This window comes from Streptomyces sp. NBC_01334, from assembly GCF_035983595.1.
Classification (GTDB): Bacteria; Actinomycetota; Actinomycetes; order Streptomycetales; family Streptomycetaceae; genus Streptomyces; species Streptomyces coriariae.
This window is the reverse complement of the sequence record NZ_CP130718.1, coordinates 8429805-8453537: the sequence shown is the minus strand read 5'-3', so window position 1 is coordinate 8453537 and position 23733 is coordinate 8429805. Positions and strand designations below refer to the sequence as shown.

Annotated in this window: 20 protein-coding genes and 3 pseudogenes; 9 read left to right on the top strand and 14 right to left on the bottom strand. The window is 72.4% G+C overall.

All coding sequences use genetic code 11. The annotated features are described in order from the left end of the window. The first annotated feature begins 233 nt into the window (after window positions 1–233). From OG736_RS37675 to OG736_RS37665, 3 genes and pseudogenes are all read left to right on the top strand, one after another. The gene (locus OG736_RS37675; RefSeq protein ID WP_327186411.1) at window positions 234–1307 is read left to right on the top strand and encodes an NAD(+)/NADH kinase; all 1074 of its coding nucleotides are present in this window, start codon (window positions 234–236) and stop codon (window positions 1305–1307) included. 105 nt (window positions 1308–1412) lie between these two features. Further along, window positions 1413–1535 (top strand): annotated as a pseudogene (locus OG736_RS37670) (cupin domain-containing protein); the annotation flags it as partial. An 89-nt stretch (window positions 1536–1624) separates the two neighbouring features. Continuing rightward, window positions 1625–2302, top strand: a complete 678-nt coding sequence (locus OG736_RS37665; RefSeq protein ID WP_327186410.1) for a hypothetical protein — start codon at window positions 1625–1627, stop codon at window positions 2300–2302. Between the two features lie 266 nt (window positions 2303–2568). Here the strand turns inward: OG736_RS37665 and OG736_RS37660 are convergent. Together OG736_RS37660 and OG736_RS37655 are read right to left on the bottom strand one after the other, a co-directional pair. Further along, window positions 2569–3111 (bottom strand): annotated as a pseudogene (locus tag OG736_RS37660) (aldo/keto reductase); the annotation flags it as partial. Window positions 3112–3239: 128 nt separating this feature from the next. After that, window positions 3240–4496, bottom strand: coding sequence for an extracellular solute-binding protein (locus OG736_RS37655; protein WP_327186409.1), 1257 nt, complete (start codon window positions 4494–4496; stop codon window positions 3240–3242). 230 nt (window positions 4497–4726) lie between these two features. On the opposite strand from OG736_RS37655, the gene OG736_RS37650 reads away from it, so the two are divergent. After that, window positions 4727–4942, top strand: a complete 216-nt coding sequence (locus tag OG736_RS37650) for a dodecin (protein ID WP_020127554.1) — start codon at window positions 4727–4729, stop codon at window positions 4940–4942. Between the two features lie 66 nt (window positions 4943–5008). On the opposite strand, the gene OG736_RS37645 is transcribed toward OG736_RS37650, so the two are convergent. Continuing rightward, window positions 5009–5500 (bottom strand): phosphatase domain-containing protein, encoded by a 492-nt coding sequence (locus OG736_RS37645; RefSeq protein ID WP_327186408.1) that lies wholly within the window; start codon window positions 5498–5500, stop codon window positions 5009–5011. Window positions 5501–5634: 134 nt separating this feature from the next. On the opposite strand from OG736_RS37645, the gene rpmF reads away from it, so the two are divergent. The 3 genes from rpmF to OG736_RS37630 all read left to right on the top strand — a co-directional run bounded on the left by rpmF (window position 5635) and on the right by OG736_RS37630 (window position 9383). After that, the gene (gene rpmF / locus OG736_RS37640) at window positions 5635–5805 is read left to right on the top strand and encodes a 50S ribosomal protein L32 (RefSeq protein WP_327186407.1); all 171 of its coding nucleotides are present in this window, start codon (window positions 5635–5637) and stop codon (window positions 5803–5805) included. 82 nt (window positions 5806–5887) lie between these two features. Then, a complete protein-coding gene (locus tag OG736_RS37635; RefSeq protein WP_327186406.1) occupies window positions 5888–6901 on the top strand; it encodes an LLM class flavin-dependent oxidoreductase in 1014 nt (337 codons plus the stop codon). A gap of 112 nt (window positions 6902–7013) precedes the next feature. Further along, the gene (locus OG736_RS37630; protein ID WP_327186405.1) at window positions 7014–9383 is read left to right on the top strand and encodes an ATP-binding cassette domain-containing protein; all 2370 of its coding nucleotides are present in this window, start codon (window positions 7014–7016) and stop codon (window positions 9381–9383) included. On the opposite strand, the gene OG736_RS37625 is transcribed toward OG736_RS37630, so the two are convergent. The 6 genes from OG736_RS37625 to OG736_RS37600 all read right to left on the bottom strand — a co-directional run bounded on the left by OG736_RS37625 (window position 9380) and on the right by OG736_RS37600 (window position 16021). Further along, window positions 9380–10435, bottom strand: a complete 1056-nt coding sequence (locus OG736_RS37625) for an NAD-dependent epimerase/dehydratase family protein (RefSeq protein WP_327186404.1) — start codon at window positions 10433–10435, stop codon at window positions 9380–9382. The genes OG736_RS37630 and OG736_RS37625 overlap by 4 nt on opposite strands. Window positions 10436–10527: 92 nt before the next feature. Beyond that, window positions 10528–11619 carry a lysophospholipid acyltransferase family protein gene (locus OG736_RS37620; protein ID WP_327186403.1) on the bottom strand — a complete coding sequence of 364 codons (1092 nt, stop codon included), beginning with the start codon at window positions 11617–11619 and terminating at the stop codon, window positions 10528–10530. Further along, complete coding sequence (locus OG736_RS37615) at window positions 11619–12392, bottom strand: GNAT family N-acetyltransferase (RefSeq protein WP_442817120.1); 774 nt, start codon at window positions 12390–12392, stop codon at window positions 11619–11621. The genes OG736_RS37620 and OG736_RS37615 overlap by 1 nt, the downstream gene beginning before the upstream one ends. A 250-nt stretch (window positions 12393–12642) precedes the next feature. After that, on the bottom strand, window positions 12643–13392 hold the full coding sequence (locus OG736_RS37610) for a succinate dehydrogenase/fumarate reductase iron-sulfur subunit (protein ID WP_327186402.1): 750 nt from the start codon (window positions 13390–13392) through the stop codon (window positions 12643–12645). Continuing rightward, window positions 13389–15347, bottom strand: coding sequence for a fumarate reductase/succinate dehydrogenase flavoprotein subunit (locus tag OG736_RS37605; RefSeq protein ID WP_327186401.1), 1959 nt, complete (start codon window positions 15345–15347; stop codon window positions 13389–13391). Before OG736_RS37605 ends, OG736_RS37610 begins: the two co-directional genes overlap by 4 nt. Window positions 15348–15349: 2 nt before the next feature. Continuing rightward, on the bottom strand, window positions 15350–16021 hold the full coding sequence (locus tag OG736_RS37600) for a succinate dehydrogenase (protein ID WP_267023458.1): 672 nt from the start codon (window positions 16019–16021) through the stop codon (window positions 15350–15352). 131 nt (window positions 16022–16152) lie between these two features. On the opposite strand from OG736_RS37600, the gene OG736_RS37595 reads away from it, so the two are divergent. Next, window positions 16153–17037, top strand: coding sequence for a LysR family transcriptional regulator (locus OG736_RS37595; RefSeq protein ID WP_327186400.1), 885 nt, complete (start codon window positions 16153–16155; stop codon window positions 17035–17037). 70 nt (window positions 17038–17107) lie between these two features. Here OG736_RS37595 and OG736_RS37590 read toward each other — a convergent pair whose 3' ends face one another. After that, on the bottom strand, window positions 17108–17998 hold the full coding sequence (locus OG736_RS37590; protein ID WP_327186399.1) for an NAD(P)H-binding protein: 891 nt from the start codon (window positions 17996–17998) through the stop codon (window positions 17108–17110). A gap of 122 nt (window positions 17999–18120) precedes the next feature. On the opposite strand from OG736_RS37590, the gene OG736_RS37585 reads away from it, so the two are divergent. Beyond that, a complete protein-coding gene (locus OG736_RS37585; RefSeq protein ID WP_327186398.1) occupies window positions 18121–18972 on the top strand; it encodes a LysR family transcriptional regulator in 852 nt (283 codons plus the stop codon). Window positions 18973–18983: 11 nt separating this feature from the next. Here the strand turns inward: OG736_RS37585 and OG736_RS37580 are convergent. The 4 genes and pseudogenes from OG736_RS37580 to OG736_RS37565 all read right to left on the bottom strand — a co-directional run. Then, window positions 18984–19307: pseudogene (locus OG736_RS37580) on the bottom strand (nuclear transport factor 2 family protein); the annotation flags it as partial. A gap of 140 nt (window positions 19308–19447) precedes the next feature. Further along, window positions 19448–21583 carry a putative bifunctional diguanylate cyclase/phosphodiesterase gene (locus OG736_RS37575; protein ID WP_327186397.1) on the bottom strand — a complete coding sequence of 712 codons (2136 nt, stop codon included), beginning with the start codon at window positions 21581–21583 and terminating at the stop codon, window positions 19448–19450. Next, entirely contained in the window at window positions 21580–22392 is an 813-nt protein-coding gene (locus tag OG736_RS37570; protein WP_327186396.1) for an SAM-dependent methyltransferase, read from the bottom strand. Before OG736_RS37570 ends, OG736_RS37575 begins: the two co-directional genes overlap by 4 nt. Window positions 22393–22753: 361 nt before the next feature. After that, complete coding sequence (locus OG736_RS37565) at window positions 22754–23731, bottom strand: SCO0930 family lipoprotein (RefSeq protein ID WP_327186395.1); 978 nt, start codon at window positions 23729–23731, stop codon at window positions 22754–22756. Between the last annotated feature and the right edge of the window lie 2 nt (window positions 23732–23733).

Sequence of the window (23733 nt, the reverse complement as noted above, 5' to 3'; positions counted from 1 at the left end):
AGAGCTGGATCTGGCTGCGAGCGGCGTTCGTCCAGGGAGCGAGGACCCTCGCCGACGGGGTGCCGCTGTGCAGGAGTGCGCCTGACGGGCGAGCTGTCTCCGGCCGTGTCCCCGGCCTTGTGTGCGACACCGACCACGCGACACGGGCCGCCGGCCGGGCGGACCGTCACCGATGCCGGGAGACCCCTGCACCGCAGCCACGAGGTGGTGACCACGAGTACCCGGAGGCAGAAGTGACAGTGAACCGGCTTGGTCTCGTCGTGCACGGCGGGCGCGCGGAGGCCCTGGAAGCGGCGGATGTGGTCCGTGCGTGGTGCAGGAAGCACGCCGTACGGTGCACGGACATCGACGTGTGGCACGACGGAGGGCGCCGCACCGCCCGCGAGGAGGTGGACGCCGCGGGCGATCCGGACCTCATCGTGACGCTGGGTGGCGACGGCACCTTCCTGCGCGGTGCGCGGCTGGCCGCCGAGAACGACGCCCTGGTGCTGGGTGTCGACCTGGGGCGGGTCGGTTTCCTCACCGAGACGTCGGTGTCCGCGGTACATGCTGCGCTGGACGCGGTGCGTGAGGACCGCGTCAGGATCGACAGCCGCATGCTGCTCACTCTTCGGGCCTCCCGTCGTCTGGAGGTCCCGGCGGGGATGGAAGCCCTGATGGAGTACGGTCGTGGACCGCTCCTGCCACCTCCTCAGGTCCGGTCCGACTGCGAGGTCGACGAGGAGTGGGGCATCGCGCTGAGCGTCACCGCGCTCAACGACATCGTGGTGGAGAAGCTCTCCAGGGACCGCCAGGTGTCGGTCGGGGTCTACGTCTCCGGCCGGCTCCTGGCGTCCTACTCCGCCGACGCGCTGCTGGTGGCCACACCGACCGGCTCGACGGCCTACAGCTTCGCCGCCGGCGGACCCGTTGTCTCACCACGCGCCGAAGCGCTCGTCTTCACCCCGGTCGCCCCGCACATGGCATTCGACCGGTCGGTCGTCACAGCCCCCGACGAGCCCATCGGGCTGCGCCTGCTGGAGCGGTCGGGCCAGGCAGCGGTGAGCGTCGACGGCCAGCTGCGTGGCGTGCTCGATCCGGGGGACTGGATCGGCGTGTACGCCGCTCCGCGCCGCCTTCGAGCGGTCCGGCTGGGACCGATGGACTTCTACGGCCGTTTGCGCGAGCGGATGAACCTCACCGATGCCCCGGCCGCGGTCGCCGACGGAACTCCCGCTCCGCTGTGGTCGGTGACCACACCTCCACCCGGAGACCTCGCCCATCTGGCTTTGCTGACGGCCCCGGACGGGCCCTCCCCGGCTCTGTGACCGGGACGAAGACTCGACACCGTCGCCTCTGCCACCGACCTCTCCCGGAAGGAATGAAGACGCAATCGTGGATCGTCCGGATACTTCACCGCCTCCATACGCAACGTCATCCACACAGGTCAACAGCCCTCCCGGATCCGGGCGAACATGGTGCGCTTCGCGCAGGGCGCCCGCACCGCCTGGCACCACCACGCCGTCGGCCAGACCCTGCATGTCGTAGCCGGCATGCGCGGAGCGGTGGGTCTCGGGATCGCGATCGCCCTCGCGAACGTGACGGGCGTCCAGCACTCGTTCTGGGTGCTCCTGGGAACCTCATCGTGCTCCTGCGAATCCAGCACATCGCGATCGGCTGTGCGGTGAGTCTGCTGGTGGGGCTCTTCTTCTGGCCGCGTGGCGCGACGGCGGCGGTCGACCGTGCGCTGGCCGAGGCGTACCGGGAGAGCGCCCGGTACCTGGCGGGCGCGGTGGAGTACGCCGTCGGCCGCTGCGGCGCCGAGCCCGTCTCCGCCGATGCCGCTCTGCAGGAACGCATCGAAGCCGCGGCAGCCGCGCGAAGGCTCGACGACGCCTTCCGCAGCTACCTGGCCGAACGTGGTCCAAAACCGGTACCTCTGGCGGAGATGACCCCTCTGGTCACTGGCATTGCGGGGTTGCGCCTGGCGACGGACGCGGTGCTGGGACTGTGGCAGCGCGCCGGCACGCCGAGGCCCGCAGCGGACCGGACCGGTGCCCGCCTCGTCCTCCTGGGCGCCGTGGGCCGCGTCTCCGGCTGGTACCGGGACCTGGCCGCCGCCCTGCGCCAGGACACCCCCGTCGGGGATCCGTTGCCGCGCAATCCCGTGGCCGAAGCGGAGCTGGTCGAATCCCTCCGCCGCGAACTGAGCGACGAGCACGGGCAGGCCACGGACACCGCCGTCCGCATGATCTGGACCGCCGACCACCTCGACGCCGCCCGCCGCCTCCAGCCGGGCCTGGCGGCCGCCGCGGGAGGATGACGAGGCCATGCCGGGCGTCGGCCTCCCGTACGTCCCGCTGGATGGAGTACGGGTGCAGTGCGACCTGGTCGACCGCCGGCACGACGTCGGCGCGGTCGCACGTCCACAACGCACCGTCTCCGTGCCCGGCCGGCCGGCATCCCGCAGCGCCGTGCGGACGTGGACGGCCCGGCGGCGAGCGGGCCGGCCGGTGAGACGCCCGGAGCCGTCCCGTCCCCGCTCCCGTGCACGCCAGGCGGGGCGGTACGGGACGGCGGGGCCTCGAATCAGCGGTTGGACAGCCCCATGGCCGCCTCGTCGAGGCGCTCGCCCGAGGCCGGAGTGAGGTTGTCGAGCTTCTCGATCTGCGCGGCGGACAGTTCCACACCGTCGGCGGCGGTGTTGTCCTCCAGATGCGCCACGCGCCTGGTGCCGGGGATCGGGGCGATGTCGTCGCCCTGGGCCAGCAGCCAGGCCAGGGCCACCTGGGCCGGGGTGGCGCCGGCCTCGTCGGCGACGGCCCTGACCTCGGCGGCGACACGGAGGTTCTGCTCGAAGTTGCCGGGGACGAACCGCGGGTTGTTCTTGCGGAAGTCGTCCTCGTCGAACCAGTCGGTCGAGCGGTTCGCGCCGGTCAGGAACCCGTGGCCGAGCGGCGACCAGGGCACGAAGCCGATACCCAGCTCCCGCGTGGTCGGCAGGATCTCCGCCTCCGGGTCACGGGACCACAGGGAGTACTCGGTCTGCAGCGCGGTGATCGGGTGTACGGCGTGAGCGCGACGGAGCGTGTCGGGCGCGGCCTCGGACAGGCCGATGTGCCGGATCTTGCCAGTTGAGTCACTGGTGGACGGACGGCGCGGGCCGCTTCGCGCTGTCACCGAGCACCGCCCGCTGAACACCGCCCGCCGGGCACCCTCCGAACCCTGCCCGGTGAGCACCGGGTGGGCGGCCCAGGCCGTCAGAAGGTCACCGTCAGCGCCTCCGTGATCTTGCGGGCGGCGCGGCGGGCCTCGGTCGCCGGGTCGGCACCGGTGAGCACCTTCGTCATGTAGTCCTTGATCGGGTTGTCAGCCTCGACGGCGGCCCACTCGGGTGTGCTGGGGGTCGCGCGACCCTGCGCGGCCCCCGCCGCCATGGCCGCGACCCCCTCCTCGCCGGCCACGGACTTCGCCAGCTTCGCCTTGTTCGGCACGTAGTTCATGGTGCGGGCCAGCTCGGTGTCCCACTCCGCGCCGGTCAGCGCGGCGACCACCGCGACGGCGTCCTGTCTGACGTCGGTGTTGCGCGGGACGACGAGGTCGGAGCCGCCGGTGAAGACCGCGCCGGGCCTGCCCGCGCTCTTGCCGGGCACCGGGAAGAAGCCCAACTCGCCGTCCAGGGCGGGATTCTGCTGCACCACCGCCCGGGCCAGTCCGGGCACGGCCACGATCTGCGCCACCTTGCCCGCGGCGAACACCCCTGCCTGGGGCGGGTGTTCCTCGTCCGCCGCCACGGGGCCGCCGCCGAGGGACTGGAGCCGCCGGTAGAAGTCCATGCCGCGCAGGGCGGCCCGGGTGTCGAGGGCGCCCTCCCAGCGGCCGCCGTCCTCGGTGGCGAGGTCGCCGCCCTCGTCCCAGATGAACCCGGCGAGCGTGTACCAGTCCTGCCCGGCCAGGTAGATGCCCTGGTTCCCGTCCGCGTTCAGCTTCTCGGTGGCGGCCAGCCACTCTGCGCGGGTGCGGGGCGGAGCGGTGATGCCGGCCTGCTCGAAGAGGTCCTTGCGGTAGATCACGACCCGGTTCGCGGCGTACCAGGGGATGCCGTACTGGTGGAAGCGCTGCTGCCCCGGTTCCGCGAGGCCGGGCAGCCAGTCGTCCCGGCCCCATTTCGCGGCGGACTCCAGGGTCAGGTCGAGCAGTCCGCGGCCGTCGACGTACTGCGGGACCTGGGTGTTGCCGACCTCGATGACGTCCGGCCCGGTCCCGTCGTCGGCCTCCAGCGCGGCCTCCACCTTGCCGCCGATCCCGGTCCACTCCTGGATACGGATGTCGAGGTCGAGATCCGGGTGGTCGTGTTCGAAGTCCTCGGTGAACCGGTCCAGGAACTCCTGCGACGCGCTGTCCTTCATCAGCCACACCGTGACCGTCCGGCGGTCGGGCCCGGTCCCCGGCAGCACGCCACAGGCGGTCAGGAAGCAGGCGGACACGCAGAGGAGGGCGAGGAGGCGACGTCTCACGGGGGTCCTGTTCTGCCCGGCGGACAGGGCGAGAGGCCCGACGTGGGGGACGAGCGCGGCGCTCGTACGGGTGTCCCGGATTTTGGTATGGACCAATACGGGGGGTCAAGAGGGACCGGGCGGAAGGGTCCCGTCCGGTCCGACGCCTCGCGCTCCGCCGCAGCTTGGGGCACGGTGGAGTGACGCGTGACACACGTGACGAGGCCGTCACGGTCGAGAGGAGCACCCTGATGTCGAAGCACACCTACCGGGTCACGGAGATCGTCGGCACCTCGCCGGACGGCGTCGACGACGCCATCCGCAACGGCATCACCCGCGCCTCGCAGACCCTGCGCAACCTGGACTGGTTCGAGGTGACGCAGGTGCGCGGCCAGATCGAGAACGGCGACATCGCGCACTGGCAGGTGGGCCTGAAGGTCGGCTTCCGACTGGACGAGTCGGCCTGACGGCCCGGCACCCCTCCCGAAGGGCCGCGCCCACCCGCGCGGCCGCGCCGTCCGCACGGCCGCCCCTCAGGTACGCCCCTCACCCTCCTGCGCCTGCTTCAGAGCGCCCGAAGGAGCCGTCCAGCGCGCCAGGACGACGGTGAAACCGGCCCGTCGGGCGTCGGCGCACACCAGTTCGTCGTCGTCCACCAGGACGCGCACCTCCCGGTCGCGGGCCAGTCGGCGCAGCACCTCCAGCTTGGTGCGCCGGGCGGGCCTGCGGTCGTCGTTGCGCCGCATGTGGACGCGGCCCTCCGGCAGCCCCTGCGCGGCGAGCCACTCCAGCGTGTCGTGCCGGCAGCGCTCGGGCCGGCCGGTGAGGTAGACGACCTCGCACTCCTCGGCGCGGGCCAGCACCATCGCGACGCCCTCCGGGATCGGCGGGTCCTGCGGCGCGGCCGCGAAGAACGCGTCCCAGTCGCGCGGACTGCGCTCCAGGAACCGCTGCCGGTGGGCCGTGTCGGCGAGGGTGTTGTCCAGGTCGAAGACGGCGACGGGTCGCTTGCTGCTGTCGGTCACGCCGTCCACCCTAGACAGCCGGCCCCGGCCGGTCGCCCCGGGCCGGCCCGACCCGGCCGGTCGGCAATTGCTAATGGGATCCATTTTCATATAGCTTCCTCGCAGCTCACCCCGAGCCCACCGAGGAGGTTTCCATGGCCGTTCCCAAGCGGAAGATGTCCCGCAGCAACACCCGGCACCGCCGCGCCCAGTGGAAGGCGAGCACGCCGCAGCTCGTACCGGTCACCGTCGACGGCGTCCGCCATCTCGTGCCCCAGCACCTGGTGACGGCGTACCGGCGCGGCCTGCTGCTCCCCGAGGACTGACCCGCGTCAACTCCCGGGCGGTCCCGCGCAGGGCGTCACGCCGTGCGGGGAATCCAGCGGGCCCCGCGGTGTTGAACCCCGTATGAGCTCCGCGATCGCCTCGGCCCGCTTCTCCGTCCTCGACCGCTCGCGCACGCGCGAGGGCCACACCGGCGCCGAGGCGCTCCGGGACACCGTGCGGCTGGCGCGGGAGGCGGAGACGCTGGGCTACCACCGGTTCTGGGTGTCGGAGCACCACGGCGTGCCCGGGGTCGCCGGATCGGCGCCCACCGTGCTGGCCGCGGCCGTGGCCGGCGCCACGGACCGAATCCGGGTCGGCACCGGCGGGGTGATGCTGCCCAACCACCGGCCCCTGGTCGTGGCCGAGCAGTTCGGTGTCCTGGAGTCGCTGTTCCCGGGCCGCGTCGACATGGGCCTGGGACGCTCGGTGGGCTTCACCGACGGGGTGCGCAGGGCGCTGGGACGGGACAAGGACGACGCGGACGACTTCGCGGGACAGCTCCGGGAACTGCTCGGCTGGTTCCTCGGCAGCTCGCCCACGGGCGTGCACGCCCGGCCCTCGGAAGGACTGACCGTGCCGCCGTTCGTGCTGGCCATGGGCGAGGGCGCGGAGATCGCCGCCCGCGCGGGGCTGCCGATGGTCATCGGCGACCTCCGCGGCCGCGAGAAGATGCGGCGCGGCATCGACCGCTACCGGGCCCTCTTCCGGCCCTCCCCCTGGGCGTCGGAGCCCTATGTGGTCATCTCCGGCACGATCGCGGTGGCGCGGACGCCCGAGGAGGCACGCCGGCTCCTCGTCCCGGAGGCCTGGTCGATGGCGTACTCCCGCACCCACGGCACCTTCCCGCCCCTGGCACCGGCCGAGGAGGCCGAACTCCGCGCGATGACCACGAAGGAGCGCGGCTTCTACGAGTCCGGGCTCAGCGGCCATCTCGCCGGTACCGAGGAGCAGGTCGCGGACGAGCTGGAGACGGTGCTGAAGGAGACGGAAGCGCAGGAGGTCCTGGTCACCACCAGCACCTACGACCGGGCCGCGCTGCTGGACTCCTACCGGCGGCTCGCCGGGATCGTGCACGCGGAGCGGAGCGGCGGCTGACCGCCGGCCCCGAGCCGGTCACCGGGCGTCGCGCACCCCGCGCGCATAGGATTGCGGGGTTTGTCCCGCCCCGCGCCGGCCGCGCAGCCGACAACCCGTACGGAGTTCCCCCATGCCGAGCCCACCCGAGCCGCACGGCGACGAGCCGTCCACGAAGGACGGGTACATCCGGGTCCGGGGAGCCCGCGAGCACAACCTCCGGGGCGTGGACGTCGACGTCCCGCGCGACGTGGTGGCCGTGTTCACGGGGGTGTCCGGCTCCGGGAAGTCGTCGCTGGCGTTCGGGACGATCTACGCGGAGGCCCAGCGCCGCTACTTCGAGTCGGTCGCGCCGTACGCGCGGCGGCTGATCCATCAGGTCGGCGCGCCGAAGGTCGGCGAGATCACCGGACTGCCCCCTGCGGTCTCGCTCCAGCAACGCCGCTCGACGCCCACCTCGCGCTCGTCGGTGGGCACGGTCACCAACCTGTCGAACTCGCTGCGGATGCTCTTCTCCCGGGCGGGCGACTACCCGCCGGGCGCCGAACGCCTCGACTCGGACGCCTTCTCCCCCAACACGGCGGCCGGGGCCTGCCCCGAGTGCCACGGCCTCGGCGAGGTCCACCGCACCACCGAGGAGTCACTCGTACCGGACCCGTCGCTGTCCGTCCGCGAGGGCGCGATCGCCGCCTGGCCGGGTGCCTGGCAGGGCAAGAACCTGCGGGACATCCTCGACGCGCTCGGCCACGACGTCGACGTCCCGTGGCGCGAACTGCCCGCCGAGCAGCGGGAGTGGATCCTGTTCACGGACGAGCAGCCGGTGGTGACAGTCCACCCGGTGCGGGACGCGGACCGCATCCAACGCCCTTACCAGGGCACCTATATGAGCGCCCACCGCTATGTGATGAAGACCTTCGCGGACTCCAGGAGCCAGACCCTGCGGGCCAGGGCGGAACGCTTCCTGACGGCCGCCCCCTGCCCGGCGTGCGCCGGCGGCCGACTGCGGCCGGAATCGCTCGCGGTGACCTTCGCGGGCCGGACGATCGCGGAACTGGCCGCGCTGCCGCTGGCGGAACTGGCCCGGCTCCTCGAGGGGACCTCCGAGACGGCCCGCGTCCTCACCGACGACCTCAGGACCCGTATCGCTCCCGTCCTCGAACTCGGACTCGGCTATCTCGGTCTGGACCGCGCCACCCCCACCCTGTCGGCGGGCGAGCTCCAGCGGCTGCGGATCGCGACCCAGCTGCGCTCCGGGCTGTTCGGCGTGGTGTACGTGCTCGACGAGCCGTCGGCGGGACTGCACCCGGCGGACACGGAGGCCCTGCTCACGGTGCTGGAGCGGCTGAAGGCGGCGGGCAACTCGGTGTTCGTGGTGGAACACCGGCTGGACGTGATGCGCGCCGCCGACTGGCTGGTGGACGTGGGCCCGCGCGCGGGTGAGCACGGCGGGCGCGTGCTGCACAGCGGCCCGGTGGCCGGCCTGGCGTCGGTCACGGAGTCGGCGACGGCACGCTTCCTGTTCGACCGCTCTCCGGCGCCCGTGCGTGAAGTCCGCGCCGCCCGGGGCCGGTTGACGGTGGGTCCGGTGACCCGGCACAACCTGCGCGGGGTGACCGCGGAGTTCGGGCTGGGCGTGTTCACGGCGGTGACCGGCGTCTCGGGCTCGGGGAAGTCGACGCTCGTCGGGGAGATCACGCAGGACCTGCCCGGCGTGGGCCGGCTGGTCGCGGTCGACCAGAAGCCGATCGGCCGCACCCCGCGCTCGAACCTGGCGACGTACACGGGCCTGTTCGACGTGGTCCGCAAGGTCTTCGCGGCGACGGACGCGGCACGGGCCAGGAAGTACGGCGTCGGCCGGTTCTCCTTCAACGTGACAGGAGGGCGCTGCGAGACCTGTCAGGGCGAGGGTTTCGTGAGCGTCGAGCTCCTCTTCCTGCCCAGCACCTACGCGCCCTGTCCGGACTGCGGCGGGGCCCGCTACAACCCCGGGACACTCGAAGTGACCTACCGGGACCGGAACATCGCGCAGGTGCTGGACCTGACGGTCGAGTCGGCGGCGGACTTCTTCGCCGACGTCCCGGCCGTCTCACGCAGTCTGGCCACCCTCCTCGACGTGGGCCTCGGCTATCTGCGGCTCGGCCAGCCGGCGACGGAACTCTCCGGCGGCGAGGCCCAACGCATCAAGCTGGCCGCCGAGTTGCAGCGCGGCCGTCGCGGCCGCACGCTCTACCTCCTCGACGAACCGACGGCCGGTCTCCACCCGGCCGACGTCGAGGTCCTCATGCGGCAGCTGCACGGCCTGGTCGACGCCGGGCACACCGTGATCGTCGTCGAGCACGACATGTCCGTGGTGGCGGGCGCCGACCGGGTGATCGACCTCGGGCCCGGCGGCGGCGACGCGGGCGGACGGATCGTGGCGACGGGGACGCCGCAGGAGGTGGCGGCGGCCGAGGAGAGCGCGACAGCGCCGTATCTGCGCCGGGTGCTGGGCACGCTCCGCTAGCGTCGCTGCTCCCGCCAGGCCCGGTGGTGGTCCACCAGGGTCTCCTCGATCGGCCGGTAGGTGAGGCCCAGTTCCTCGGTGCTTCTGCGGTTGTCGACCCGGAAGCGGATGCCGAGGTGGTTACGGATGTACTCCTGGGAGAGGCCGAAGGCGGGGCCGAGGATCCGCACCGGCCAGTGCGGGAGGGCGGTCCGGGGCAGGCGCCGGTTTCCCGGGTGGTGTTTCAGCAGGGCTCTCGACATCTGGTGGAAGGAGGTCATCTCCTGCGCCGCGACGATGTAGCGGCCGTGCGCCTCGGGGTGTTCGGCCGCCGCGATGTGGGCCGCCGCGACATCGCGTACGTCGGCCGTGGTGAAACTGAAGTCCGGGGCGCCGTAGAAGAAGTAGCCCTTGAAGAGCTCGTCCAGGAGGAACAGGCTGCCCGAGTCCGAGCCGGGGGTGAGGGAGGGGCCCAGGATCAGGCCGGGGTTGACGGAGACCATGCGCCAGCGGCTCTGGGCGGCCTCCGCCTCCCAGGCGGCCCGCTCGGCCACCGTCTTGGCGTAGTGGTACGGGTTGTTCTCCACGGTGCTGGTGGTGTTGAAGTACTTCTCCGACAGGGTCTGGTCGTCCATCTGCCGTACGTCGGCGTAGTCGCCGAAGATCGCCCCGACCGTGGACGTGAGGACCAGGCGCTCGACGGTCTCGGTGCGCTCGATCGACGCCACGACGTTGCGTGTGCCCGTCAGGGCCGGTTCCACCACGTCCCGCCGGCCGTCCTTGATCCTCTCCGGCATCAGGAAGGGCGAGGCCACATGGAAGACCACCGTGCAGCCCTTCATGGCCTCGTCGAAGGAGCCCTCCGTCAGCAGGTCCGCCTCGAAGAGTTCGAGGCGTCCGGGATGGGCGTCCCCCAGGGCGCGCAGCGGCCGGCGCTTGGCCGCGTTCGCCGTCGCGCGCACGGTGGTGTGCACGCGGTAGCCGCGCTCCAGGAGCTGCCGTACGAGATGGGCGGCCACGAAACCGCTGCCCCCCGTCACGAGTACCGTCCGGCCGGCCGGGCTTCCGCTCACGCGCGCTCCCCTCAGAGGTCGGGATGCGTCATGATCCCATCAAGGTCGGCCGTCGACCCCCGACTTGAACGGAATGCGTCCGGCGGCCGGCCTCACCGGCTCCGGTCGGCGAACTCGACGGACTCGGCGAACTCGACGGACTCGGTGGGCTCGGCGATCCGCCCTTCGCCCTCGGCCGTAGGCCCCGCCCCCACGCCGCGTACCCGCCCCCGGAACCGGACCGGTTGCCGGACCGGTTGCCGGACCGGAAATCCGGCGCGTTCCCCGGCGCCCCGGAGCACCTCGCGGGGACCGCGGAGGCGGCGGCGCGACGGGCGCGGTTCGCGCGGGTCGGGGCGGTGGCACGCGGGGCCGGGCAGGGCGTCGGGCCGGCCGGTCCGGGCCGTGACCTGCCGCTCGGGCGGGCCGTCCAGCACCTGGGCGCCGGCGGCCGCGGCCAGCGTCCTGCGGTCCGGGTGGCTGCCCGGCGCGAGCGCGGGGAGGACCTCGACCTCCGCCACCAGGCCCCGCGCCGACACCACCCGCCACAGCGAGGCGAGCAGCGGATCGTCACCGACGAACGCGGCCACCGTGCTGGCCGCTCCCGCACGGTCCCGGTAGCGGATGCGTACGGGCTGCACCGGCACCCGGGCGTCCAGGGCGGCCTGGAACACCGCCCGCCGGAAGTGCCCCTGGGCGCGGCCGCACCAGGTGCTCCCCTCCGGGAACACCGCCACCGCCCGCCCGGCGCGCAGGGCGTCGGCGATCGTGGCGACCGTGGCGGGCAGGGCCCGCAGCCGGTCGCGGTCGATGAACAGGACACCGCCACGCGCGACCAGCGTGCCCGCCACCGGCCACCTGCGGATCTCGTCCTTGGCGAGCATCCCGGCCGGGCGGACGGCGGCCAGCAGCGGGATGTCCAGCCAGGAGATGTGGTTCGCGACCAGCAGCAGCCCGGTGCCGGTGGGCGCGGTCGCGCCGGTCACCCGGACCCGCACCCCCGCCGCCCGCACGACGGTCCGGCTCCAGTACCGCACCACGCGGGACGGGAACCGGCCGCCGACCGGCGCCAGCACCACCCCGACCAGGACCAGCACGACCACCGCCGTGAGCCGCAGCACGGCGCGGGGCACGGTCGTGAGGGTCGCGGTCGCCTCCACGCACGCCCGCGGGGTGCAGGGCGCGCTGGGCAGCCAGACGCTCATCAGGCCGGGACGAGGGAGAGGAAGTGCCGCAGGTAGCGCGGGTTGACCCGGCTCATCGGCAGCAGCACGTACAGGTCGGCGACGCCGAAGTCGGGGTCGTGGGCGGGCTCCCCGCACACCCAGGCGCCGAGGCGGAGGTAGCCGCGCAGCAGGGCCGGGAGTTCGGTGCGGGCGGCCGGGACGGTGCCGTTCGGGGTCCAGGGCCGCAGCGGCCGTACCCGGTACTCCGGCGGGGCGAGGTGCTTGTCGCGCACCCGGTCCCAGGTCGCCGTCGCCAGCTTGCCGCCGTCGGCCAGCGGGACGGAGCAGCAGCCGGCCAGCCACTCGTGGCCGCGATCCACCATGTAGCGGGCTATCCCGGCCCAGATGAGCCCGATGACGGCGCCGTCCCGGTGGTCGGGGTGCACGCACGAGCGGCCGACCTCGACCAGGCCGGGCCGGATCGCGTCGAGCGGTCCGAGGTCGAACTCGCCCTCGGAGTAGAGCCGTCCGGCGACCGCGGCCCGCTCGGGCGGCAGCAGCCGGTAGGTGCCGACCACCTCGCCGGTGGCGTTGTCGCGGATGAGCAGGTGATCGCAGTACGCGTCGAAGGCGTCCGTGTCCAGGCCCGGTTCCGGGCCGTCGAGCCGGGCGCCCAGCTCCCCGGCGAACACCTGGTGGCGCAGCCGTTGCGCGGCCCGGACGTCGTCCTGATCGCGGGCGAGCGAGACGAGATAGCCGGAACCGCCGGGCGGGACGGCGAGAGCGGGGGGTGCGACGGGCATGGCGGTCATGGAGGTCTCCTGCGCCGAGCGGAAGATGCATGGAGGCGGTGCACGGGGAATCTGCACCTGCTTTCTTCCGCGCCCGGCTGGCCTCGGCGTGACCGGCACGGGGCCCGTGGATGTGCGGCTGCTGAATCCCGGGAGTCACCGCCCGGCCCGTGCCGCGGATGCCTGGCGGGGCCGGGGATGAGCACCACTCCCGGCCCCGCCCGTCCGCACCTTGTCGGCGAACGTCCAACCCACGGTCCGCGCTACGGCGCTACCGCTTCGTGCCTTTCCGAGCAGCCCGCAGCCACTCCTTGTTCATACCGGTGATGGACACCAGCGGGATGCCCTTCGGGCAGGCGGTCGCGCACTCGCCCGCCAGCGTGCAGCCGCCGAACCCCTCCTCGTCCATCTGCGCCACCATGTCCAGCACCCGGGTCTCCCGCTCGGGCGCGCCCTGCGGCAGCACGTTGAGGTGGTTGACCTTGGCGGAGGTGAACAGCATCGCCGCGCCGTTCGGGCAGGCGGCGACGCACGCCCCGCAGCCGATGCACTCGGCGTGCTCGAAGGCGAAGTCGGCGTCGGGCTTGGGCACGGGCGTCGCGTGGGCCTCGGGGGCGGCGCCGGTCGGGGCGGTGACGTACCCGCCGGCCTGGATGATCCGGTCGAAGGCGCTCCGGTCGACCACCAGGTCCTTGACGACCGGGAAGGCGGCGGCCCGCCACGGCTCGACGTCGATCGTGTCGCCGTCCCGGAAGGACCGCATGTGCAGCTGACAGGTGGTGGTCCGCTCCGGGCCGTGCGCGTCGCCGTTGATGACGAGCGAGCACGCGCCGCAGATGCCCTCGCGGCAGTCGTGGTCGAAGGCGACCGGGTCGTCGCCGCGCAGGATGAGCTCTTCGTTGAGGGTGTCGAGCATCTCCAGGAAGGACATGTCGGGCGATATGCCGTCCACCTCGTAGGTGGACATGGCGCCGTCGGCGTCCGCGTTCTTCTGCCGCCAGACGCGCAGGTTGAGCCTCATGCGTAGCTCCGCTGGGTGGGGTGGACGTACTCGAAGACCAGGTCTTCCCGGTGCAGGGCCGGGGCCTCGCCGGTCCCGGTGAACTCCCAGGCGGCCGCGTACCCGAACTCCTCGTCCCGCCGGGCCGCCTCACCGTCCGGGGTCTGCGACTCCTCGCGGAAGTGGCCGCCGCAGGACTCTGCGCGGTGCAGCGCGTCGAGGCACATCAGCTCGGCGAGTTCCAGGTAGTCGACGACGCGGTTGGCCTTCTCCAGGGACTGGTTGAACTCCTCGCCGGTGCCGGGCACCTTGATGCGCCGCCAGAACTCCTCGCGGATCTGCGGGATGCGGCTCAGGGCCTTGCGCAGACCCGCGTCGGTGCGGGCCATGCCGCAGAACTCCCACATGAGTTCGCCGACCTCGCGGTGGAAGGAGTCCGGGGTGCGGTCGCCGTCGACCGAGAGCAGCAGGTTCAGGCGGTCCTGGGTCTCCGCCAGCACCTCCTGGACGACGGGGTGTTCGAGGGTCACCTCGCCCTGGTGCGGGTTGCGGGCGAGGTAGTCGTTGATGGTGGCCGGCAGCACGAAGTAGCCGTCGGCCAGCCCCTGCATCAGTGCGGAGGCGCCGAGGCGGTTGGCCCCGTGGTCGGAGAAGTTGGCCTCGCCGATCGCGAACAGGCCGGGGACGGTGGTCTGCAGGTCGTAGTCGACCCACAGCCCGCCCATCGTGTAGTGCACCGCCGGGTAGATCCGCATCGGGACCTCGTACGGATCCTCGTCGGTGATCCGCTGGTACATGTCGAAGAGGTTGCCGTACTTGGCCTCGACGGCCTTGCGGCCCATGCGTGCGATGGCGTCGGCGAAGTCGAGGTACACGCCCTGTCCGCCGGGGCCGACGCCCTTGCCCTCGTCGCAGACGTTCTTGGCGGCGCGGGAGGCGATGTCCCGTGGGACCAGGTTGCCGAAGGAGGGGTAGATGCGCTCCAGGTAGTAGTCGCGCTCCTCCTCGGGGATGCGGTTCGGCGGACGGTCGTCGCCCTTGGCCTTCGGCACCCAGATCCGGCCGTCGTTGCGCAGCGACTCGCTCATCAGCGTCAGCTTCGACTGGTGGTCGCCGGTGCGCGGGATGCAGGTCGGGTGGATCTGCGTGAAGCAGGGGTTGGCGAAGTAGGCGCCTCGCCGGTGCGCCCGCCAGATCGCGGTGGCGTTGGAGTTCATGGCGTTGGTCGACAGGTAGAAGACGTTTCCGTAGCCGCCGCTCGCCAGGACGACGGCGTCCGCGAAGTAGGTGTCGATCTTCCCGGTGATCAGGTCCCGGGCCACGATGCCGCGCGCCCGCCCGTCCACGACGATCAGGTCGAGCATCTCGGTGCGCGGGTGCATCTCGATGTTGCCGGCGGCGATCTGCCTGCTGAGGGCCTGGTAGGCGCCCAGCAGGAGCTGCTGGCCCGTCTGGCCGCGGGCGTAGAAGGTCCGCGACACCTGTACGCCGCCGAACGAACGCGTGTCGAGCAGCCCGCCGTACTCCCGCGCGAAGGGCACGCCCTGGGCCACGCACTGGTCGATGATCTCGACCGAGATCTGCGCGAGCCGGTGCACGTTGGACTCCCGGGCCCGGAAGTCGCCGCCCTTGACGGTGTCGTAGAACAGGCGGTGGATGGAGTCGCCGTCGTTGCGGTAGTTCTTCGCCGCGTTGATGCCGCCCTGCGCGGCGATGGAGTGGGCGCGGCGCGGGGAGTCCTGGTAGCAGAACTGGACGACGTGGTAGCCCTGTTCGGCGAGGGTGGCGCCGGCCGAGCCGCCCGCGAGGCCGGTGCCCACGACGATGACCGTGTGCTTGCGCCGGTTGGCCGGGTTGACCAGCTTGGCCTCGAAGCGGCGCTTGTCCCAGCGCTCGGCGACGGGGCCGGAAGGGGCCTTGGTGTCGACGACCGGCTCACCGGTCCGGTAGTCCGCGTAGGCGGAGAAGGCAGTCATGTTCAGCTCACCACTCCGGTCATGACGCCCACGGGTACGGCGAGGAAGCCGGCCGTGAGCAGCAGCGCGAGGACGTCGGCGACGGTCTTGAGGGCGCGGTCGCGGGTGCGGCTGCCGACGCCGAGGGTCTGGGCGGCGCTCCAGAAGCCGTGCCGGACGTGCAGTCCGACGGCGAGCATCGCCACGATGTAGATGACGTTGCCGTACCAGGTGGAGAAGGTGTCCACGACGTTCTGGTACGGGTGGCCCTCCTGGAAGCCGCCGCTGTGCACGGTGCCGGTCGTCAGGTCGAGGATGTGCCACACGATGAACAGGGCCAGGATGATGCCGCCCCAGCGCATGGTGCGGGTGGCGTAGCTCGCCCGCGGCTTCCTGTGCACGTACTTGCTGGGCCGCGCCCTGATGTCGCGGCGGCTGAGCTGGTACGCGGAGACGGCGTGGGCGACCACCGCGACGACCAGCACGACGCGCACGAGCCAGAGCGTCCACTCGTAGTGCATGAACGGTTCACCCACGGTGCGCAGCCAGTGGGCGTAGTGGTTGAACTCCTCCGCGCCGAAGAAGATCTTCAGATTGCCGATGACGTGGACGACCAGGTACAGCAGCATGATCATGCCGCTGACCGCCATCACCGTCTTCTTGCCGACGGAGGAGTCCCACACGGTGCGCGCCATGGACGGCCGTCGGTCCGTCCGCGTTGCCAGAGCCATGGGTCAAGACGCTAGGGCCGGACCACCTCATCGGTCCAAGACATGGTCCGCCTCGATTCCATAGCCTGTGGCTATTGCCGACGTAGGCTGGGGGCATGCAGTTCCAGCAGCTCCAGTACTTCGTGGCGGTCGCCGAGACCCGGCACTTCACCCGGGCCGCCGAGCTCGTGCATGTCGCGCAGCCCTCGCTGTCGCAGCAGATCAAGGCGCTGGAACGGGAGTTGGGGGCGGAACTGTTCCTGCGGGCGCGCGGCAACATCACGCTCACCGACGCGGGCGAGGCGCTGCTGCCGCTGGCGCGACGGATCCTCGCGGACACGGAGACCGCGCGGTACGAGGTGCAGGAGCTGGTGCAGCTGCGCAGCGGGCGGGTGCGGCTCGGGGCGACGCCGAGTCTGTGCACGGGCCTGCTCCCGGACGTGCTGCGCGCCTTCCACGACCGCTATCCGGGCATCCGGCTGCTGATCGAGGAGGGCGGCTCGCACGACCTCGTCCGGGAGCTGGCCCGCGGCGCCCTCGACCTCGCCCTGGTCGTACTGCCCCTGCCGACCCCGTCCCCGGCCCTGACGACGGTGGAGCTGCTGCGCGAGGACCTGGTGGTGGTGTCCTCCCCCGAGGCCTCCCGGCCGGGGAACGGGCGGCGGACCGTACGGATCGCCGACCTGGAGGGCGAGCGTCTGGTGATGTTCCGGCACGGCTACGACCTGCGGGAACTGACCGTGGCCGCATGCCGGGCCGAGGGCTTCGAGCCCGACTTCGCGGTGGAGGGCGGGGAGATGGACGCGGTGCTCGGGTTCGTCCGGGCCGGGCTGGGGGTGGCCGTCGTCCCCCGGATGGTGGCCGCCCGGTCGGGCCGGGGCCTACGGGTCACCCCGCTCGCCCGTCCCGGCCTGCACCGCGCGATCGCCCTCGCACACCGCAGCGATGTGGCTCCGCCGAGGGCGGCCCGGGAACTCCAGCGGATGCTGCTGGAACGCTGAGCAGCACCCACGCCGGACCCCGCACCTGCGAGGCGGCGAGGCGCCGCCGGGGAGGCACCGCCCGGCGGAGTCAGCCGTGTGCGGCGGGCTCGAGCACCTCCTCGCACCACCGGCGGAAGCTCGTGGGTGCGGTGTCGGGGGTGCTGGGCCGGGTGGCGCCGTAGAAGCCCTGGGTGTTCTGGGCGTGCATCATGTCGGCCACGCCCTGCGCCCAGGCCTCGGTGGCGCCGAAGCCCGTCAGCCTCGTCCTCAGCTCGGCGACGGTGATCTGCCGGACCCGTACGGGCCGGTCCAGCACCTCGGAGACGACCCGGGCCATGCCCTCGGGGGTGAGGGCGTCGGGGCCCACCAGCGGAACGTCCGCGTATCCGGTCCAGGAGTCGTCCAGCAGCAGCCGGGCCGCCTCGGCGGCGACGTCCCGGACGGCGCAGGTGCGCACCACGCGATCCTGCGCGAGCGCCTCCGCCCACACACCCTCGGCGCGGATCGAGGCCGTCTGGCGGAGCAGGTTCTCCATCAACGACGGCGGACACAGCGCCCGGTAGTGCACGCCCGTGGCGGCGATCGCCTCGTCCATGGCCAGCGACGCCGAGATCTGCCCGGCGTTCTCGGCGACGCCCCGGCCCAGGGTCGAGACGGCCACGACCCGCTCGACGCCCCGGCCCTCGACCACCTCGCACAGCGGATCGGTGAAGGCACGGAAGTGACCCTCGACGCTGTCCGCCCCGGGCGTCGGGGGCACCAGCCAGAAGATCCGGTCGGCGCCCTCGCACGCCTCCTTCAGGACCGCGGGGTCGGCGTGGGACCCCTGGACGACCTCGACGCGTTCGCGGGTCTCCGGGGGGAGCCTGGCGGGGTCGCGGACGATCACCCGGACCGATGGCGCGCCGTTGCCGGCGTCGAGCACACGGGCCAGGACCTCGCGGCCGATCTGGCCGGTCGGAGTGGTGATGACGATCATGAACTGCTCCAGAGATCGCGGTGGTCGGTGTGCGTCGAGCCTGCTGCCCCGCGCGTCGGAACTGAAGGATCGATCGGATCGCGGTTGTTACCCTCAGAGCAATACCGATCGAAGGGCCGCCCATGGAGTCCCGCCCGCTGCGCTACTTCGTCGCCGTCGCCGAGGAGCTCAACTTCGCCCGTGCCGCCGAGCGGCTGGGCATCTCGCCGCCGCCGCTGTCCCGGGCGATCCGCCAGTTGGAGACGGAGCTGGGGGCGGTGCTGTTCGAGCGGACCACGCACAGCGTGTCGCTGACCCCGGCGGGCGAAGTCCTGCTGGTGGAGGCCCGGTTCGCGCTCGCCGCGCTGGAGGCCGCGGGGCGACGGGCCCGGCGGGCCGCCGCCCCGGAGCCGAAGCTGGCCCTGGCGGTGAAGGCCGACGGGGACGCCGGACTGCTGGAGGGGATCCTCGCCCGGTACGCGGCCGACCCCGCGGCGGTGCCGGTCGCCGTCCGGCTGTGCGCCTGGCACGAGCAGTCCCGGCTGCTGTGCCGGGGCGAGGCCGATGTGGCCCTGGTCTACGAGCCGTACGACCGCACCGGCCTGGACACGGAGGACCTGGCCGCCGAGCCGCGCGTCGCCGCCCTCGCCGTGAGCCATCCGCTCGCCGCCCGGGCCGCGTTGTGCCTCGCCGACCTGGGGCTGCGCCCGGACGAGGCGCACCGCTACATCGACGAGGTCCGCGGCAGGGGCCAGGACCTCGCGCAGCTCCTCACGCTGGTGGGCCTGGGCGAGGTCGTCGCCCTGCTGCCCGCGTCCGTCGCCGACCGCTATCCCCGGCCGGGCGTCGTCTACCGACCGGTCCTGGACGCGCCTCCTGCCGTCCTGGCCGTCGCGTGGCCCCAGCAGTCCCGCTCACCGGCCACGGCGGCGCTGGTGCGGGCCGCCGTCTCCGTGGCCGAGGAAGCCCGCGGACGCGAGCGCGAGGCGGGCTGACGCCATGCGGCCTCGGGCGGGACCGGGGTCCCCTGGTGGTAGTACATCCGCCAGCCCGTCTCCTCGCTCCGCTTGCGCCACAGTGAGCTGCGCCGGGCGTGCCGGCCGTCGAAGTCCGTCTCGTAGGTGAGGTGGATCAGGCCGGGCGCCAGGAAGACGCCCTCGATCGACGACGGCCGGTAGCGGGGGCCGCCCTGCGCGCTGCCCGGGTGCTCGGGCAGCCAGGCCAGCATGTCCTCGTACGTGTAACGGCGGCCCGACGAGCCGACCTCGACGAACTCGGGGTCGAGCAGCCGCTCGAAGAGGGCCCGGGAGGCGCGCACGGCGGGGTCCATCAGGGCCAGCTCACCGGCGATCGCCACGTCCACGTCATCGTTCGCGCCGTCGCTCGCGTCGCGGTGCACGTCGTCTTCCTCGTGGGTCACCCGTCCATCATCGTGGGTGACCCCCGCGCTCCCGCAACCGAGTTGTCCGCTCACCCCGTCGCGTCCACCAGGGCCAGGTCGTGGAGCCGGTCCGGCGGACCCGGGCGGGCGTAGTACCAGCCCTGGGCCGTGTCGCAGCCCAGTATCCGCAGTTGCTCGGCCTGCGCGCCGGTCTCCACGCCCTCCACCGTGACCGCGAGGTTCAGGCTGTGGGCGAGCGAGACGATCCCCTCGACGATCTTGAGGTCGACGGGGTCCGCCGGGAACTGCTGCATGCCCTGGGTGAAGGAGCGGTCCAGCTTGAGCACGCTCACCGGGAGCCGCCGCAGGTTGGCCAGGTTGGAGTAGCCGGTGCCGAAGTCGTCCAGGGCGATGTCGACGCCCATCTCGGCGAGCCGGCGCAGCGGCTTGAGCAGGTCGTCGTCGGCGCCGATCAACGCCGACTCCGTCACCTCCAGGCACAGGGCCTCCGGTGCGACACCCGCGCGTTCCAGGATGTCGACGGTGTCCTGCACCAGACCGGGATGGGTGAGCTGGCACGGGGAGAGGTTGACGTTGATCCGGAGGGGATCCGTGTCGCCGCCCCGCTCCCGCCACTCGCCGGCCTGGCGGACCGACTCCTCCAGGACCCAGCGGCCCAGCGGCACGATCAGCCCGGTGTGCTCGGCGAGCGGGATGAACCGGTCGGGGCCGAGCACCCCGTGCTGCGGATGCAGCCAGCGCACCAGGGCCTCCGCGCCGCGCACACTGCCGTCGCCGAGGTGGACGAGCGGCTGGTACTCGATGAAGAACTCGCCGCGGTCGAGGGCCGCCGGCAGCGCGGTGGTCAGGCCGTGGCGGGTGATCGCGCGGGCGTCGGCCTCCGGGTCGGCGAGCTCGAAGCGGTTGCCACCCGCCGACTTGGCCCGGTACATGGTGATGTCGGCGCTGCGCAGCACCTCCGCCGCGCTGCGCTCCCCCGCCGGCCCCTCGACGATGCCGATGCTGCCGCGCACGGTCAGCTCCCGGCCGTCGATGCGCACCGGCGCGATCAGGGCGTTCATGATGCGCGCGGCCAGGTCGTCGACCTCACGACGGGTGTCGGGGCCGGTGGTCAGCGCCACGAACTCGTCGCCGCCGAGGCGCGCGACCATCTCGCCGGGCGCGGTGGCGCAGGACTGGAGCCGGTCGGCGACCTCGACGAGCAGCCGGTCGCCGGCCGCGTGCCCGAGACTGTCGTTGATGGTCTTGAAGCCGTCCAGGTCGAGATAGCACAGACCGAAGCGCTGCCCCGGGCCGGCGCCGAGCGCCTTCTCCAGGCGTTCGAAGAACAGGGTGCGGTTGGGCAGGCCGGTGAGCGCGTCGTGGGTGGCCTCGTAGCGCAGCCGCAGGTTGAGCAGCCGGCGCTCGGTGGTGTCCTCCATCAGGGCCAGCGAGTACTGCGGTTCGCCGTCCGCGTCACGCAGCAGGGAGACCGTGAGGTTGGTCCACAGGGCGGTTCCGTCGGGGCGGCTGAACGCCTTCTCGGTGTGGTAGTGCTCCCGTTCGCCGCGGACCAGCTCGTCGTACAGCTTCCAGGTCTGGGGCGCGTCCTCGGGATGGGTCAGGTCCTGGACCTTACGGCGGCGCAGGGTCTGCTCCGAGCCGCCGAACATGCGCAGCAGCGCCCCGTTGACCTGGAGGACGTTGCCTTCCAGGTCGGCGATGCCGATTCCTATCGCGGCCCCCTCGAAGACCGCGCGGAAGCGGGCCTCGCTCGCGTGCAGCGCCTGCGCGACCACGCCCTGGGCCCGCAGCGCGGCCTGGGCGATGGCCTCCTGTTCGGCGAGCGTGCGCTCACGCAGCGCCTGCGCGTAGCCGGCCGCCATGGCGTGCTGGAGCCTGGCGGCGCGGGCCCGCAGATCCTCCTGGGGGCCGTTCTCGCCGCAGTAGAGCACCAGATAGGCGTCGACACAGTCGAGGGAGCGGCTGAGCGCCTCGGGGTCGGTGCAGTGCGCGTCGACGAGGGCGGCGCCGACCTCCTTGCCCGTGTCGGCGTCGAAGGCGCGCTCCAGCAGTGCGCCACGCAACCGCCTTGCCAGCGGCAGGAGTTGCTCCTCCAGTTCGGACCGGGTCAGCGACGTCGAGGTCACCGGGAACACCGACCGGCTCCAGATCGTCGCGAACCGCCGCAGTCTGTCCTCCGGCCCGTCCGGCTCGGCGGTCACGCCGTACGCCCCACGCCGGCGAAACCGGAGAGGGCCCAGGGGTCCTCGTCCTCCGGCGCCGTGTCCGGCCGCCAGTGCGGCATCGGCACCAGTCCGGGTTCCACCATGTCGTACCCCTCGAAGAACCGCGCGATCTCGTCACGCGAGCGCATGATCAGCGGGTTGCGGATGTCCTTGTACACGTCCACCGCGCCCCCGGCCCGCTCCGGTGGCAGTGGGATTCCCTCGTACGAGGCATGGGTGAGCAGGAGCAGACTGCCGGGCGCGAGGGCTGCGGTGAGCTCGGCCACCGCCGCGAACGGGTCGTCCGCGTCCTCCACGAAATGCAGTACGGCGACGAGCAGCAGTGCCACCGGCCGGTCCAGGTCGATCAGTTGCGCCACCTGCGGACTGCTCAGGATCTCCTGCGGCTTGCGCAGATCGGCGGCCACGACATCGGCGTCGGCGTTGCCGGCCAGCACCGCCTCGCTGTGCGCGACGGCCACCGGGTCGTGGTCGACGTAGACCACGCGGGCCCCGGGGCTCACCGCCTGGGCGACCTCGTGCACATTGCCGAAGGTGGGGATGCCGGAGCCGATGTCGAGGAACTGGGTGACGCCCTCGTCGGCCGCGTACCGCACGGCGCGGCGCATGAACGCCCGGTTCGCCTGGCTGATCTTCGGAAGTCCCGGCAGGAACTCCATGGCCTTGCGGGCCGCCTCCCGGTCGACCTCGAAGTTGTGCGAGCCGCCCAGGTAGTGGTCGTAGATCCGCGAGACGCTGGGCACCGAGATGTCGATGCTCCGAGGGGCCCAGGCGGGTCGCTCCATCTATCTCTCCAAGGCGTAGGCGATCCGGTGTTCGAGCTGAGGCTACTGATCGCCCGCCAAAGGGGCGAGTGGAAACGGAAATTGACCGTCCGTTCCCGGTCACTGCCTGCGGCACGTGCCGATTCGACGCGCCCCGAAGGGCTGCTTGAACTGCCCGGCTCGTTCCGGAGAGTTCCGGAGGGTTCCGGAACTCTCCGCGGGGCGGCGAAAGTCTACGCACAGGAAGCGGTGGCCGGACAAGCACGAGGGGCCGGCGGAACGGAAAGCACAACGGTCCGCCCCCTCCGTGCGGCGCGGAGGGGGCGGACCAACGGTCGTGCGCGATGGGGCAGCTGCGGGATCGGCCCTGGGGAGGCGATCTCTACTGCTCCGGCGCTCCGACCAGCTTTCCGTTCGGCGCGACGGCGTACCACGTACCGCCCACGCCCTGGCCGTTGATGTCGCCGGGCGACTTGTCACCGGAGAAGGTGTAGATCGGCGAGCAGTTGATCGTCTGCTGCTTGGTGCCGTCGGACCGGGTGAAGTTCATGTAGCCCTTCTCCTGGATGCCCTCGGTCTCGTTGAACGCGACCGGAGCGACTGCCGGCCACTTCTCGAGGCAGGCACCGTTGCAGTTCGACACCGGCTCGGGCCAGGCCTTGTCCTTCAGGAAGCGGTAGACCGTCATGCCGTTCTTGTCGACGACGATCTCACCGAGGTTGGCGTCCTTGCGGACGGACAGCCCGGCCAGCTCGGTGCCGGACTCGGCGGAGGACGAGCCGGACTTGGCCTTCTTGCCCTCGGGGGTGAGCGCGAACCACTTGTTGCCCACGCCCTGACCGGTGGTGTCACCGGCCTTGGCGTCCTTGGCGTAGTAGTAGGCGGGCCAGCCGGCCACGGTCAGCTGCTTGGTGCCGTCGGTGCGGGTGACCTCGCCCAGCAGCGACTTGTCGATGCCGTCGCCTGCGGCGACGTCATCGGCGGAGACCGGCGGCCAGGCGGTCGCGCAGTCGCCGTCACAGTTCGACTTCGGGGGTTCCGCGGTGTCCGCGTCGAAGCGGTAGAGAGTCTTGCCGGTGCCGTCGGTGAGGATCTTGCCGAGTTCGCCGTTCGCGGAGACGGCCAGCTCGCCCGCGCTGCCCTGCGCGGCGGCCCCTCCGGTCGCACTGGCGCTCGCACCGGAACCGACCCCACTGCCGACGCCGCTGCCCACGCCGACGCCCGCGATGCCACCGGCCGGAGCCGTGGCCCCGACGTTCTGGCTCGACGACGTGCCGCTCTCAGAACCGCACGCCGTCGTCAGCGCCAGCACGGCCACAGCACTCGCCGCAAGTGAGGCGCTCCGCCAGGTGGTCTTCATCG